General features: G+C 42.2%; 12 protein-coding genes. All 12 read left to right on the top strand.

Translation table 11 applies throughout. From position 1 onward, the window contains the following. Window positions 1-43 precede the first annotated feature (43 nt). Complete coding sequence (locus tag CYAN7822_RS05545; RefSeq protein ID WP_013321252.1) at window positions 44-409, top strand: response regulator; 366 nt, start codon at window positions 44-46, stop codon at window positions 407-409. A 23-nt stretch (window positions 410-432) separates the two neighbouring features. Then, entirely contained in the window at window positions 433-930 is a 498-nt protein-coding gene (locus CYAN7822_RS05540; protein WP_013321251.1) for a chemotaxis protein CheW, read from the top strand. Between the two features lie 221 nt (window positions 931-1,151). Beyond that, a complete protein-coding gene (locus CYAN7822_RS05535; protein WP_013321250.1) occupies window positions 1,152-3,515 on the top strand; it encodes a methyl-accepting chemotaxis protein in 2,364 nt (787 codons plus the stop codon). Between the two features lie 12 nt (window positions 3,516-3,527). Continuing rightward, window positions 3,528-3,827, top strand: coding sequence for a 2Fe-2S iron-sulfur cluster-binding protein (locus tag CYAN7822_RS05530; RefSeq protein WP_013321249.1), 300 nt, complete (start codon window positions 3,528-3,530; stop codon window positions 3,825-3,827). Window positions 3,828-3,918: 91 nt separating this feature from the next. Beyond that, complete coding sequence (locus tag CYAN7822_RS05525; protein WP_013321248.1) at window positions 3,919-7,011, top strand: hybrid sensor histidine kinase/response regulator; 3,093 nt, start codon at window positions 3,919-3,921, stop codon at window positions 7,009-7,011. A 75-nt stretch (window positions 7,012-7,086) separates the two neighbouring features. Then, window positions 7,087-7,605, top strand: a complete 519-nt coding sequence (locus CYAN7822_RS05520) for a chemotaxis protein CheW (RefSeq protein WP_013321247.1) — start codon at window positions 7,087-7,089, stop codon at window positions 7,603-7,605. A gap of 213 nt (window positions 7,606-7,818) precedes the next feature. Further along, entirely contained in the window at window positions 7,819-9,015 is a 1,197-nt protein-coding gene (locus CYAN7822_RS05515) for a response regulator (protein WP_013321246.1), read from the top strand. A gap of 91 nt (window positions 9,016-9,106) precedes the next feature. Continuing rightward, on the top strand, window positions 9,107-9,472 hold the full coding sequence (locus CYAN7822_RS05510; RefSeq protein WP_013321245.1) for a response regulator transcription factor: 366 nt from the start codon (window positions 9,107-9,109) through the stop codon (window positions 9,470-9,472). A 26-nt stretch (window positions 9,473-9,498) separates the two neighbouring features. After that, complete coding sequence (locus CYAN7822_RS05505) at window positions 9,499-10,053, top strand: CheW domain-containing protein (RefSeq protein ID WP_013321244.1); 555 nt, start codon at window positions 9,499-9,501, stop codon at window positions 10,051-10,053. A 375-nt stretch (window positions 10,054-10,428) separates the two neighbouring features. Continuing rightward, the gene (locus CYAN7822_RS05500) at window positions 10,429-11,817 is read left to right on the top strand and encodes an IS4 family transposase (RefSeq protein ID WP_013321243.1); all 1,389 of its coding nucleotides are present in this window, start codon (window positions 10,429-10,431) and stop codon (window positions 11,815-11,817) included. 76 nt (window positions 11,818-11,893) lie between these two features. After that, window positions 11,894-12,082: a hypothetical protein gene (locus CYAN7822_RS05495; protein WP_041933144.1), complete on the top strand. Its 189-nt coding sequence runs from the start codon at window positions 11,894-11,896 to the stop codon at window positions 12,080-12,082. A 169-nt stretch (window positions 12,083-12,251) separates the two neighbouring features. Then, window positions 12,252-14,996, top strand: coding sequence for a methyl-accepting chemotaxis protein (locus CYAN7822_RS05490; RefSeq protein WP_013321242.1), 2,745 nt, complete (start codon window positions 12,252-12,254; stop codon window positions 14,994-14,996). Window positions 14,997-15,072: the final 76 nt, after the last annotated feature.

Here is a 15,072-nt window from a genome sequence, read left to right as displayed (position 1 = left end):
ACCGTTGAGAGTATTCTCTCGACATTCACCCTATTAACGTACTATGATGACGACTGTTTTAGTGGTTGAAGACACCCTTTCAGAACAAGAATTAATCAGTCTGTATCTGCGAAAGGCAGGCTACACAGTGATTACTGCTAACGATGGCAAAGAAGCGATCGAAAAAACCCTCGCTCAAAAACCCGATGTGATCGTCACTGATGTCGTTATGCCCAATATGAACGGCTTTGAACTATGTCGTAGTATCAAAAAAAATCCCCAAACTCAAAAATTACCCGTGATCGCTTGTACTTCAAAAACGCAAGACCTTGATCGCCTTTGGGGAATGAAACAAGGCATAGATGTATATGTTACTAAACCGTTTACCCCAGAAGAACTCATTCGAGCCGTTAAATCAGTTGCCGGTTAATAACTCTCTTTTGCCAAAAATCTATGACCACTGTTAAGAGTCCCTTGACAACTAAATTTGAGCAACGACAACATCTACAAGCCTATCTTAGGCTACAACTGACCACAGATACTCAAGTGCTGCTTCCGATGAAACAGATGCAAGAGGTGTTAGTTGTCCCGAAAGAACGCATCACTCCTATTCCTAATATGCCTGATTGTGTCGTTGGCTTACTAAACCAACGAAATCGAGTGTTTTGGATTATTGATCTGTCTCGACTGTTAGAGTTGAACTACCTTAACCTGGACATTCAAGAATACTACATCGCGATTGTCAGAGTCGGCAATGTTTCTTTGGGTTTAGTGGTGCAGCAAGTTCAAGGAGTATTCCGCATCTCCCTTGATGCGATTCAATCTCCCCTAAGTACAGTTCCATTCGGAATCACTCCCTATTTAAGAGGATGCGTCATACATCCTCAAGAAGGAATTTTATTGGTTTTAGAACCTTCGGCTATCTTAAATTCCCCCGTTTTCAATGGCTAAATTTCTGTTTTATAAGGGTTTATAAATTAATCAAATTTAACTGATAAATAGAATAGGTTGAATTTTTTTTCTCGCTCCTGAGCCAACACGCAATAAAAATGCGGGCATTTTTGCTAGTTATTTAATTAGAGATTTGAACAAAATTTGCTACTAACACCCTGTTAGTTTTAGCTTTTTTTGGGGAATTATATGAATATCTTAGCTGAACCAATACTACTGTTATGAGAACATTTAAGTCTGAATCGATTCCAGACAATCCCAATAATGAATCAACACAGCCTGTTCAAAAGTTATTCCCTGAACCGGAACCATTAACGTTAAATTCTCAAAATCCCTTTCAAAAATTTACTAAACGTAGTATTAAAAATCGCGCTACTCTTGTGGCTATTATTATTAGTACCTTACCGGTACTCGCTACTGGAGGTATTGCTTATTTTTTCGCCAGTCAATCAATCACTGAGAAAATCGTCACAGAAAAACAAGCTAGAGTTAGCCTTTTTCAAGGGACAGTTAACCTCTTCATGCGAGAACGTTTTGGCGATATTCAGGTTATGGCTGGTTTAGATATTTTTACTGATCCAGAGCGGCGGGCTTCTACTGACCTTCAAGCCAAAACCGAGGCTCTTATCCTCTTTCAAAAAACTTATAAAGTTTATGAAAGTATTGCCGTTTTTGATCTTAAAGGAGATCTTATTGCACAAACACCCGGAGAACTCCTCAAAAATCACTTGAGTAGACCTTATATTCAAGCGGCAATTAAAGCTAATGGTCCGGTTATTAGTCAACCTATAATGTCCGTCCATAAACATCCAATATTGTGCGTCTATACCGCCTCTGTGATTAAAGATTCAGTTACGGGTAAACCAGTGGGTTATATTCGCGCTCGAATTCCCATTAAAAACTTAGAGGATATTATTAAAACAACAAACTTTCAAGATAGCCAATATTATCTCATTGATTCATCAGGGCAAGTGTTTCTTGGACCTGAACGAATTTATACTGTTGAAAGTCTCTCCAATGGCCAAGCAGGAACTAATGCCAATGCTCAATATAAACCGGTAGGAGCAGACACTCTTTTTCCTGGAATCAAACAGTTGCAAACTGCAAAAGGTGATATTGGCTATAAAATTCTTAAAAATACGAAAACCAATGAAAAACAGGTGGTGGTTCTTGCCCATAATAGCAAATTAGGAGGATTTCCCTCCCTCAATTGGAGTTATGTTTTGGCAACAGATGAGGGAGTCGCTTTAGCTTCGGTGCGGAAACTTTTAATGATTATCCTCATCGGCACGGGCTTTACGGCTGTCATTGTAGGCTATGTGGCAACCCTCCTGGTTAACCGAGTCATTCGTCCCATTCAACAAGCCGCTACGGCGGTTCAAAAAATTGGTCAAGGAGAGTTGGATACTCGCTTGCCCATTGCCGGTGAGGATGAAATCGCCGTTTTAGGCTCCAATATTAACTTGATGGCTAGTCAGATTCAAACTCTCATCAACGAGCAAGAAGAATCACTCAAAGAACAATTAGCCGCTCAAGCTGAAATGAATAAACAAGTCGAATTTGCTGAACAAGAGCGTCAACAAAAAGAAGCGATTCAACTAGAATTGCTACAATTGCTCAGTGATATCGAAACCGTATCCGAAGGAGATTTGACGGTACGGGCTGAAATTTCCGCCGGACAAATTGGCATTGTAGCAGACTTTTTTAATGCTATTATCGAAAACTTACGAGATTTAGTCACTCAAGTTAAGCAAACCACTACTCAGGTGAACTTAGCTTTAGGAAATGATGAAACCGCGATTCAAGAACTCTCCGATCAATCTCGCAAACAAGCTAAGAAAATTCAGCGAATGCTTGATTTTGTTGAAGAAATGGCTACATCAATTCAAAAAGTCGCCCTTAATGCCCAATCTGCTGCACAGTTCGCTCGGCAAGCCTCTTCAAGTGCCCATAGTGGCGAAATCGCGATGGATCAGACGGTAGATACCATTCTCAAACTCCGCTCGACTGTATCAGAAACAGCGAAAAAAGTCAAGCGATTAGGCGAAGCTTCTCAACAAATTGCTAAGGTAATTTCTTTAATTAATGAGATTGCCCTCAAGACCAATTTATTAGCCGTGAATGCTTCCATCGAAGCGGCAAGAGCCGGAGAAGAAGGGCGAGGCTTTGCGGTGGTTGCTGAAGAAGTGGGACAATTAGCGGCTCAGTCGGCCATGGCGACCAAAGAAATAGAACAAATCGTCTCAACCATTCAAAAAGATACCCTTGAAGTAGTAGAAGCAATGGAATTAGGCACATCTCAAGTAGTGGAAGGCACAAGCAAAGTCGAACAAGCCAAACAAAGTTTAGAAACCATTGTTAATGAATCATTGAGAATTGACGAATTAGTACAAACTATCTCTGAGGCAACCGTTTCTCAAGCCAAAACTTCAGAAATGGTGACAAAATTGATGGAAGAAATTGCTAAAGTATCTGAAAGCACTTCTGAGTCCTCAGAACAGGTTTCTAATTCTTTACAAGAGACCGTAAAAATTGCTCATCAACTACAAGCTTCTGTGGAAACATTTAAAGTTAACAATCAATAAATTAATTAAGCCATGAATTACAAAGTTAAACTCGTTAATGAAGCCCAAAAACTCAATACTACCATTAGCGTTTCTGATAAGGAATATATTCTCGATGCGGCTGAACGGCAAGGAATTGAGTTACCGGTTGCCTGCCGTGCTGGTGCTTGTGTGACTTGTACCGCCCGAGTCGTACAAGGTAAAGTCGAACAAGACCATCATTTCTTAAAACCCCATGAAATGAATGCCGGTTTCATCTTGACTTGTAGAGCTTTTCCTCGCTCTGATTGTGTCATCCTGACTGGTCAAGAAGATGCTTTATTGGATCTTTAACTGTTAACAGGCAGTAGGGAATCAACCAAAGCAGAAGGGGGAAAGGAAAAAAAACCATGACCAACCACCTATGACTAATGACTAATAAACTATGGACCCCGAACAACAAGTTAGACTACATTTTCTCGATGAGGCTAATGATTATTTAGCAGAAATTGAGTCAGGAGTTTTAGGTTTAACTAAACCCGCTAACCGCCAACCAAAAACTCTCGATTCCATCTTACGGGCTGCTCATTCTATTAAAGGAGGAGCCGCCATGATGGGCTATGAAAAATTGAGAGACCTCGCTCATCGACTAGAAGACTTTTTAAAAATCATCAAAGCCAAGCAAGCGGCTCAAGTGGATGCTGAAATAGAACGGCTTTTGCTTGAGAGTGTGGACTGTTTACGAAATGTTATCAGTCTTTATCATCATGACCCGCAAAACGTTGAGCCAAAAGATCTAGAAACTCAGATCAATTCTGTATTTCAACAATTACATTTACATCTTGGCGACCCTCACATTGAAGACACCCCCAAACTCATTAACGCTGACACCAGCGAAGACATCATTACTCTTTTGTTCCAGACAGAAGTAGACACTTGCCTAAAACGACTTCAAGAGGTAATCAACTCCCCACAACAGATCTGTTTAAAAGAAGAGTTTAGCCTAGCCGCGCAAGAACTGGGGGGACTCGGAGAAATGCTAGATCTGAGCAAGTTTACGAGTTTGTGTAGCGATATTCACCAACATTTAGCTAATGCTGATGAAACTCAACTGGCCCATATTGCTCAAGAGGCACTTTCTGCTTGGCAACGCTCTCAGGCCTTGGTCTTAGTAGGTCACCTCAATAATTTACCCTCTCGTTTAGAGTTAGAGCCAGAAAACGGCAAATCAGGCAGTTATTCCCCACCTTCATCTTCTGAGGAGTCTTTGTTAACCCCTGAAATCGTTCCCCTCAATAGCGAAGAGTTTAAACTAGCCGATGATTTCTCGTTTTTACCTGAAGGCAATTTTTTAGAAGATTTGGTCGTCTCCCCTCAACGAGAAACATTGTCAGAAACATCCCTCGTTCCCTCGCCGACTGCAAGTCTTAAAGCCGAAGACAATTATGAATTTGATTCTTCTATTGTTATCGAAGGGGTTGAGAGCGAAAATACTGTTCGGGTAGCCGTTCGACAATTAGAACAACTCAGCGATCTTGTAGGAGAATTAACCATTGAACGAAATGGGCTAAATTTACAACTGTCTAGCTTTCGGGATTTATTAAATCTTCTGAAAATTAAAGTAAAAACCTTATATCAATCTAACTCGAATTTAAGAACTTTATACGATAACGCCGGCAACTGGGATACTAACCCACTGATCCCAGAAAAAAAGGAAACTCAGTATCTTACAGTGGCCTCGTCGGGAAAAAGTTCTCAACCCGAGTCGCTCAATCCCTCGATGGCTTCATCACCCCCGAGTTTGGTTGAACAATTTCGCGGTGTTTTTGACGATCACTTAGAGATGGATCGCTACAGCGAAATACATTTATTTTTACAAGAATTAATGGAAAAAATCGTCCAAGTTCAAGAATTAACCGAGGACCTGGATTTAAAATTAGAAGATACCCAACGAAAAGCCCGTAATTTGACCCGAACTTCCCACATCCTCCAAGACCAAGTCACTCAAGTGAGAATGCGTCCTTTTTCGGATTTGGTGAAAGGATTCCCGAGAGCCATCCGAGAAATGGAATTACGTTATGGTAAGCAGGTTCAATTAAAGATTTCTGGAAGCACTACCTTGATAGACCGAACCATTCTAGAAGCCCTTAAAGACCCTCTGGTGCATTTACTCCGCAATGCTTTTGATCATGGTATAGAAAAACCCGATGAGCGGCTTAAAAAAGGAAAAGCCCCCCTAGGAACCATCGAACTGAGTGCGGCTTATAGAGGAAATCAAACGGTCATTACACTCTCTGATGATGGGTCCGGTATTAATTTTGAAAAAATTCGTCTTGCCGCTTTTGAGATGGGTCTCGAAGAATCGATGTTAGTTAAAGCGACCGAAAAAGAACTTCTCGACCTGATTTTTGAACCAGGATTTACCACTGCATCTGCCGTGAGTGATTTATCCGGACGAGGAGTCGGAATGGATATCGTTCGCACTCAGGTTCAACAAATTCGCGGACAAATCAATATTGATACGGTGCCCGGCAAAGGCACGACTTTTGTAATTTCTGTTCCTTTTACCCTTTCGGTAGTGCGCGTGCTGTTGCTCGAAACTGGAGGGATAATGTTTGCTATTCCTAGCAATGCTGTAGAGGAGATGCTCATCGCCTCAGAAGATATGGTTTTAACTAGCACCGGTGTTAAGTATTTACATTGGGATGATAGCATGATCCCCTTTTACGCCCTTCGAGAGTGGCTGCATTTTTCCCGTCCTTACGAAAAGCCTCAAACCGATGCAGTGCCCAAAATTAATCAGCCAGTGGTCTTGATTATGTCACAAGGCAATGAACGAATCGCCCTCGAGATGGAATCTTACTGGGGAGAACAAGAAGTTTCTATTCGCACCATTGAAGGCCCCATTAAACTCCCTAGTGGCTTTACGGGTTGTACTATTACCGGCGATGGTCGAGTAGTGCCGCTCGTTGATGCCACTGGTTTGTTACGCATTATTGAGCAAGGTCGCTCTGGGAAAGAAGCGGCGCTCTCCTGGACTGAATCAGAAATGCGGACAACCACATCAACCCACCAGCAATGGGAGGAAGGTCATAAGCTCGATTCAGTTGACAGACAAGCATCAAGCTATGCCACTGCCTCTTTTAAAGCAACTGTGATGGTGGTAGATGATTCCATTAATATTCGTCGTTTTCTGGCTTTGACTTTAGAAAAAGCTGGTTATCGGGTACAGCAAGCTAAAGATGGACAAGAAGCTTTAGAGCTTCTCAAAAAAGGTTTACCCATTGCGGCTGTCATTTGTGATATTGAAATGCCTCGATTAGATGGATACGGCTTTTTAGCTCATGTCAAATCTGAGCCGCTCTTTCGTTCTTTGCCGGTGATGATGCTGACTTCTCGCAGTGGCGATAAACATCGGCAAATTGCTTTTAATTTAGGCGCGATCGCTTATTTGACTAAACCTTTTCAGGCACAGGAGTTACTCCAAACTCTTGAATCAGTAATTTACAGCAAAATGGGTGGAGATAGGAGCCAGTAGGAGTGGGAACACCTGCCCCTCATGTCTGTTCACCGACTTATGTCAATTTTCAACGCTTACAAATAAAAATTAATTATGGCTCTTTTTACTTCTATTTATCCTCGTAGAAAAGCTTTATATCAGGCAGAAGCTAAAAAAACCTTTATTAGTTTTCGTCTAAGAAATTGTTGGTTTGCCTTGCCGATAACTTCAGTCCAAAAAGTCATTGTCTTAGAAAATATAGACGGCGATCCGAAAGGAACAGGACTGGGTTTAACTCGCTATCAAAACCAAGAAATTTTAGTGATTGATGTCGGCTATAAAATTTTTGGAGAAGCACAACAAAATTTAGAAAAAATCGCTGATTTTGCCGAAGAGGAGCAGCGTTATTTAGCCATTTTATCTAATCCTACCGTCAATATTTGGGGGTTACCCATCGACTCACCGCCAACTATTCAAAGAGTATCAGAATCAGCTTTTACAGATATTCCCGATGCTTATTTAGCGATGGGAAACCTTCAATGTATTAGTTCAAAAATGATTCAAATTCCCGATGCACCGGCAATTTTTTTGCTTGAAACTGAGCTTTTGTGTGAGAACTTTCTGAGCAAATAGACTCAGCGACGAGTTCTTGAACTAGAGACGTTGTAGGCGACGGTGAGGTGAGAGAGTAAGTTTTACCACAATTGTCGAGATTTTACAAGTCTTTAGCCGGTAGTTTGAATGACCATCTGGCGACTAAGAGATTTTTGGGAGAGATGTAAATTTTTGAGGATTTTGGGGAACTCTATTAATGTAGATCACTGATTTGTATCAAATCAATGTTTAATGATGACTGGTAAAGATCCCCTTTATAATCCTGTATCGATTAGGGAATTTACGGCAACTAAACAAACAGGGTTCTTTGAAACCCTCAAGCAACCTCGATTTAGCGGCCAACTGATATTAACAGGCCCCAGAGGCGAAAAATGGGAATTTTATCTGTATTTGGGCCGCATTATGTTCGCTACTGGGGGAGTTCATCCCGTCAGACGGTGGAGACGCAATCTATCAGCCTATTTTCCCCAATTAACCCCCGAATTTATACAACTTGCTTTGGCGAGTCTCGGTCCCTTCGATATACAAGTTTGTTGGGAATATCAACTGTTGTGTCTGTGGGTAGAACAACAGAAAATCAGCCGAGAACAAGCCGCCAGAATGATCCGTAATACCATTGTCGAAGTGTTATTTGACATCACTCAGATGATGGAAGTCTCTTGCGAACTCAGACAAGACGATTTATTATCCACCCGCTTAGTCTTAATTGATGCTGAACAAGTCATCGCCCAATGTCAAGAACTGTGGCAAGCTTGGCAAGCCGCCAAAATCGCTGATCGCTCTCCCAATTGTGCCCCGATCATTCGACAACCCGAGCAACTACAACAGAGAACCTCTCCCCAAGTTTATCAAACCCTCAGACAACTGCTAGATGGTCAACAAACCCTGCGGGATTTGGCAGTTAGGATGAAACGAGATGTCTTAACCGTTACCAGTTCTCTATTACCTTATATACAATTGGGATTAGTAGAATTAATCCAACTCCCAGATTTGCCGCCTCCCATATCACCACCCACCACGACGGCGGTTGCTGTAGAACTTCCCATTCCGGGGCCACTGATTGCCTGTATTGATGATAGTCCTCTGATGTGTCAAACGATGGAAAAAATTCTCACATCAGCCAACTATCAATTTGTTGCCATCAATGATCCCCTAAGAGCGATCGCTATTCTTTTAGCCCGTAAACCCGAATTAATCTTTTTAGATTTAGTCATGCCAAATGCCAATGGCTATGAAATCTGTTCTCAATTACGTAAAATGTCTTATTTTAAAACCACGCCGATCATTATTTTAACCGGTAATGATGGCTTAGTTGACCGAGTTAGAGCCAAAATGGTAGGCTCGAGTGACTTTATCAGTAAACCTGTTAATCCTGAAACTGTTTTAGGCATTATTCGTAAACATCTTAAAGAAGAGGCACCCGTCTAAAGGTTGATCATTTATTCTTCTTTTTGGGGCATTTTAAAAATAGTTGAATCATTGCACCAAGCTTTAGTTACGTAATCAAGAGGTAAATGTTATGGGTACTGCCTTAGTCATTGATGATTCTTTAACAGAACGCGAAATTATCACCCATTACCTGAAACAAGCAGGTATTACTGTGTCCACAGCCAATAGTGGAGAGGAAGCCTTAGAAAAACTTAATAGTCAACTGCCAGACTTAATTGTCTTGGATGTGGTTTTGCCGGGTCGGAGTGGTTTTGAAATTTGTCGGGTCCTCAAAGCCGAAGCAAAAACCCAAAAAATTCCCGTCATTCTCTGTTCTACAAAAGGGAGTGAAATGGATAAATTTTGGGGGCTGAAACAGGGTGCAGATGCCTACATCCCTAAACCAGTGGATCAGCAATTGTTGCTTCGTACCGTCAAGCAGCTTCTTGAATTTTAGATTAAAGCCGCAAAGGAATAACACTGATGACATCCCCTAAAATTCCTGCTAAAGTTCCCTTGTTTTCATCCACCAACGTGCAAGAAAAAGGTTCCTTAGAACAGTTTTTAAGGTTTTATCTGGTTCCTGACACCACTGTTATCCTACCCCTGACACAACTGACAGAGGTGTTAAGTATCCCTTTAGGACAAATTATTCCGATTCCCCAAATGCCGAGTTGGATCATGGGAGTGTACAATTGGCGGGGTGAAATTCTCTGGATGGTTGATCTCGGACAATTGTTAGGACTGACTCCCTGGCATCAACAATCTATCACATCATCGTTTTATCGAGCGATCGTCCTTCACTCCATGAGTAGTGAGCAAGCACCCACTAGAGTCAAAGGTCAAGTGCTAGGTTTAGTGGTTAGTCAGGTGGAGGATATTGAATGGTGTAATCCTCAAGAGATTCAATCTCCGCCGGCTTCTGCGATTACTCCCTGTTTAGCTCCCTTTTTACGCGGCTATTGGTTAAAACCTGGCGGTAAGATGATGGTAACTCTTGATGGTGAGGCCATTATGGCTGCCCTCCCAAAACCTTAATCCTCAAATTTATAAATATATTTAGCAATTTTTTCTAAAAAGCGAATTTTTTGAGTTGAGTATTAGCTCTCATTTTCCTGTGGCCAAAAAGGTCAGAGGAAATGCTTCATTTTTAGGGTTAAAAACCTATCGAACTCAGGTAAGTGCGGGTAAGTAGTCGGACATAAATAAAGTTAACTGTGAGATTGGGGAATGGGGAAGGGGGAAAGGACAATGGGTAAGAGTTCGGATAGTTTTACATTTCACGGGTACAGAGTGCTTTATTTATGTCCAGGTACGTACTGAGTTAGGAGCAGCCCTTTCAAGGTCTTGTCATTTTCCCCGATTTATAGTTAGGTAAAGAAATCCAATTTTTGCATTAGGGGAATAGCTAGAATGGTTCTTAGTCAAGTGTTTGAGCGTTTTGTGGAAGCCAGCCCAGTTTCAGTTATGGTGCGGGGGCTTCTAGAAAAAGTTTTATCTCCTCAAAAACTTGACGATTTATTTGAAAGAAGCACGACAACTCAGTACACAAGAGAACTACTGTTTTCGACAGTCGTGGAGATGATGAATGCAGTATCTTGCGGAATTCGGCCCTCAATTCATGCGGCTTATCAGGCAAAAGCATCGAATATAAATGTTTCCGTCACTTCAGTCTATAACAAGTTAAATGCAATGGAGCCTAATATAAGTGCCGAACTCGTTAGAGAAACAGCTAGTGAAATGGAAGCGATTATTCGGCATTTAAACCCAAATTTGCCAGATTGGTTAGCAGGTTATCGGGTTAAGATTTTAGACGGTAATGTTTTATCTGGCAGTGAACATCGTTTAAAGCCACTAAGTTCATGTAATAGCATTCCATTATCGGGGCAATCGTTAGTGGTACTTGATCCAGTTTTAATGTTAGCGATCGATGTTTTCCCGATTGAGGATGGTCATGCCCAAGAACGCTCTCTTCTAAAAGAAGTTTTAAAAACAGTAGAAGAAGATGATGTATGGATAGCTGACCGAAATTTTTGTACGTTAAGCTTTTTAAGTGGTATTGCAGCCCAAAAAGGTTTTTTTCTGATCCGCCAACATCAATGTCTTCCTTGGCATAATGGAGAAAAGTTTCATGAGGTTGGTTTAATAGAAGGGGGAAAAGTTTTTGAACAAACTATTACAGTTAGTGATGATGATGGATATTTATCAAAAATTCGGCAAGTTAAAATTGTTTTAGAACAAGCAACACGAGACGGAGATAAAGAAATTTTTATTGTTACAAATCTTCCTGTTACTGAGGCAAGTGCCATTGTGGTTGCTCAACTCTACCGCAAACGCTGGACTCTTGAAACATTATTTCAAATCTTAACGGTTATTTTTAACTGTGAAATTAAAACACTTGGCTATCCCAAAGCTGCCCTATTTGCTTTTTGTGTTGCCTTAGTTTCTTACAATATTCTTGCTGTGGTATTAGCTGCTCTTAAAAGTGTTCATGGAACTCAAAAAGTTGAAAAAGAAATTTCGAGCTATTATTTAGCCGATGAAATTCGTGGAATTTATCGAGGTATGATGATTGCCATTCCGGCTCAAGAGTGGACAATTTTTGCCAAAATGAGTTTGATTGAGCTAACGGCAGAGCTTAAAAGATTAGCTTCTCTTGTTAATCTAACAGTTTTTGTATGTCATCCCCGCTCTCCTAAAAAGACGAGAAGGCGATTTAAACGTACTCCTCCTACCAAACGCCCTCATGTTTCCACTGCTAAAATTTTAGCCAAAATTCAGCCCAAAAAACGAACACCTTGAAAGGGCTGCTCCTATGAGTGACCAAGCCCCGTTGGGGCGGGTGTAGGGGAGGCACGGATGGCGAGGTTTCCTCGCCATGTTGAGTGCCGTTGTAGGGGAATGGGTGTGGGGAAAAAAAGCCGCCCCAACAGCCAGTGGGGTACAAGCCCCGTTTTTTAAGACGATTGCATCATCTCGGGGTACAAGCCCAGAGATGATGCCTTCCCCCTACACCCGACACCCGACACCCGACACCCTGTTGTTGACAGACTCAGAAAATTTTTAGGCAGGAGTGTTAATTCCACTTGGGTTTAGGGAACATTATAACTGTAGCCCCTCATAGGGTTTGCCATTATTCATATCCTTTATTTGACTAGAGTTTAACTCATCACTGTCCTCAGTGATGTTCGGGTGCAGTTAGTTAAACTAACCCACTATTTCAAGAGGTTAATTTCATGACTCAGACTTCTTCATCGCCCAATCCTGACCACTCTAAACCCGTAAATCCTTCCTCGCCTAACCTAAAAGAACCTGGTCTGGAACTCAACTCATCACAAGACCCTCTTCCTCCTTTACCTCCTTTACCTCTACCAACATCTTATCGGCAGCAAAGCGACTCAGAAGATAATCCTAGTACAATCTTTTCCCCAGGCAATTATCCCTCTCAAAAGTCTTCCCTTTCAGTGCCGCCATTGTCTCTGAAAAACCTGCGCTTACGGTTCTGGGACAAACAAGGACTACGCTATAAAGCCGCCGTGATCGCTTGTTTGCTTGGCATCTTGCCAGCTACCTTTGTGGGATTAGCGACTTACTCTGAGTTGCACGGAAGTCTGAACCAACAGGCACAAAAATATGGCCAAGATCAACAATTTAAGCAAGATTTGGCCCATATTTATGCTCAAACTCGTTTAACCCTCCTCTTAAGCATAGGAGTCAGCGGCCTTTTAGTGGGAATTACTGCTTGGTGGTTAGCTGACCGGGCTACCAGTCCGATTCGTTCGGTGGCCAAAGCTGTCCGCCAAATTGGTCGCGGAGAACTCGATACTCGCGTTGAATTAGCCGGACAAGATGAATTGGCCATTCTCGGGGAAAATATTAACGCCATGACCGTGCAACTCAAAACCCTAGTCAAGCAACAAACCCTATCTATTCAACAAGCTAACCTCTTGGCTGAAATCGGAGGCACCCTGGTAACCGATGAACAACAGCTAACTCCCATCTTTAACACCACTCTCGAAGGACTGAGAAACATTCTCTACGCTGACCGGACAGTGATTTATCGCTTCAAAAGCGATGGGAGCGGCTATATTTCCCATGAATCTCTTGCTGAGGGTTGGTCGAGTGCCCTCTATCAACATATCACTGACCCCTGTATCCCCATTGAGGTTTTAGAATCCTACGTCAATGGTCAAATTACTGCTATAGAAGATGTTTTTAATGAATCTTTACATCCAGAACATTTAGAATTATTAGTTCGCCTGCAAATTCGAGCCAGTTTAATTGTCCCTCTGCTCAAAGAGCGCAAACTCTACGGGCTATTAATCATTCATCATTGCACCAATCCTCATGCTTGGACTCAAGGAGAGGTGAGTTTTACTCTCTCTGTGGCTGAAAAACTCAACACAGTTCTAGATCGCCTTAACAACCAACTCCAGCGTAAAGAAGAAGCGATGCGTGCCCAAAATTTACGGGATATCACCCTTAAAATTGCTTCCGCTTTGAGCAATCGAGATGTGTTTGAACTGGTTTGTCGGGAAATGCGTCTAGCGCTCAATACCGATCGCGTGATCGTCTATCGCTTTGATGCTAACTGGAAAGGAACCATTATCGCTGAATCAGTAGGCGAGGGTTTGCCCAAAGCTTTAAAAGCAGAAATTGCTGACCCCTGTTTTGCTGACCGATATGTCGATAAATACCGTCAAGGCCGCGTTAAAGCCACTTCTAATATTTACGAAGCCGGCTTAACAGATTGTCATCTCAAACAACTTGAACCGTTTAAGGTAAAAGCGAATCTGGTGGCCCCTATTCTCAATAAAGGTGAACTGTTAGGATTACTGATTGCCCATCAATGCGATCAGCCGCGCTATTGGGAACAAGCAGAAATCGACTTTTTCTCCCAAATTGCTACTCAAGTAGGACTCGCTCTCGACCGGACCGACCTACTCGAACAACAGCGCAAAGCAGAAGAAGAACAACGTTGGGCTAGAGAACAAATCCAAAGACGCGCTCTAGAGTTGCTGATGGAAGTTGACCCCGTATCCAGAGGAGATTTAACGATTCGCGCCTCGGTTACCGAAGATGAAATTGGCACCATTGCTGACTCCTATAACGCCACTATCGAAAATTTGCGCCGCATTGTAACTCAGGTTAAAAATGCAGCCATCGCTCTAGCCACCACCACCACCTACAATGAAGAAGCCATTCATGCTCTCTCGGGAGATGCTATCCTCAGCGCCGAAAATGTCTCTGTAGCTCTCGAACAATTGCAATTGATGAGCGGCTCAATTCGAGCGGTAGCCGCCAACGCTGAACAAGCTGAATCGGCGGTTGCTCAAGCGGCACTGACGGTAGAAGCGGGAGAAGATGCCATGAACCGCACAGTTGACGGGATTATGGCTATTCGAGAAACCGTAGCTGAAACCGCTAAAAAGGTTAAAAGACTTGGGGAGTCATCGCAAAAGATTTCTAAAGTCGTTAACCTGATTAGTAGTTTTGCTGACCAAACGAACCTACTCGCACTCAATGCTTCTATTGAAGCGGCTCACGCAGGAGAAGAAGGACGAGGTTTTGCGGTGGTTGCTGATGAAGTCCGTTCTCTAGCTCGCCAATCTGCGGAAGCTACAGCCGAAATTGAGTCTTTAGTTGCCAGTATTCAAGCAGAAACCAATGAAGTAGTGGCGGCGATGGAAGCAGGGACAGAGCAAGTAGTCATGGGGACAAAGTTAGTAGATGAAACTCGTAAGAGTCTTAACCAAATTACGGCTGTTAGTATTCAAATTAATGAGTTAGTTGAAGCCATTACTCAATCAGCTTTGGAGCAATCAGCGACTTCTGACTCGGTAACCCAAATGATGGCTCAAGTAGCTGTCCTGTCTGATAAAACCTCTTTAGAAGCGACTCAAGTTTCTGATTCTTTTAAACAGCTTCTTGAAGTGGCTCAAGCTTTACAAGAAAGTGTTCAAGCTTTTAAAGTTGAATGAACCTTGCCTGTTAAAAGTTACCAGTTAACCGTCAACCGTTTTCAGTTTTAGCAACTAACTCCCGATTCCTGATTTC

It is taken from the genome of Gloeothece verrucosa PCC 7822, from assembly GCF_000147335.1.
Classification (GTDB): domain Bacteria; phylum Cyanobacteriota; class Cyanobacteriia; order Cyanobacteriales; family Microcystaceae; genus Gloeothece; species Gloeothece verrucosa.
This window is presented reverse-complemented; position numbering and strand designations above follow the sequence as displayed.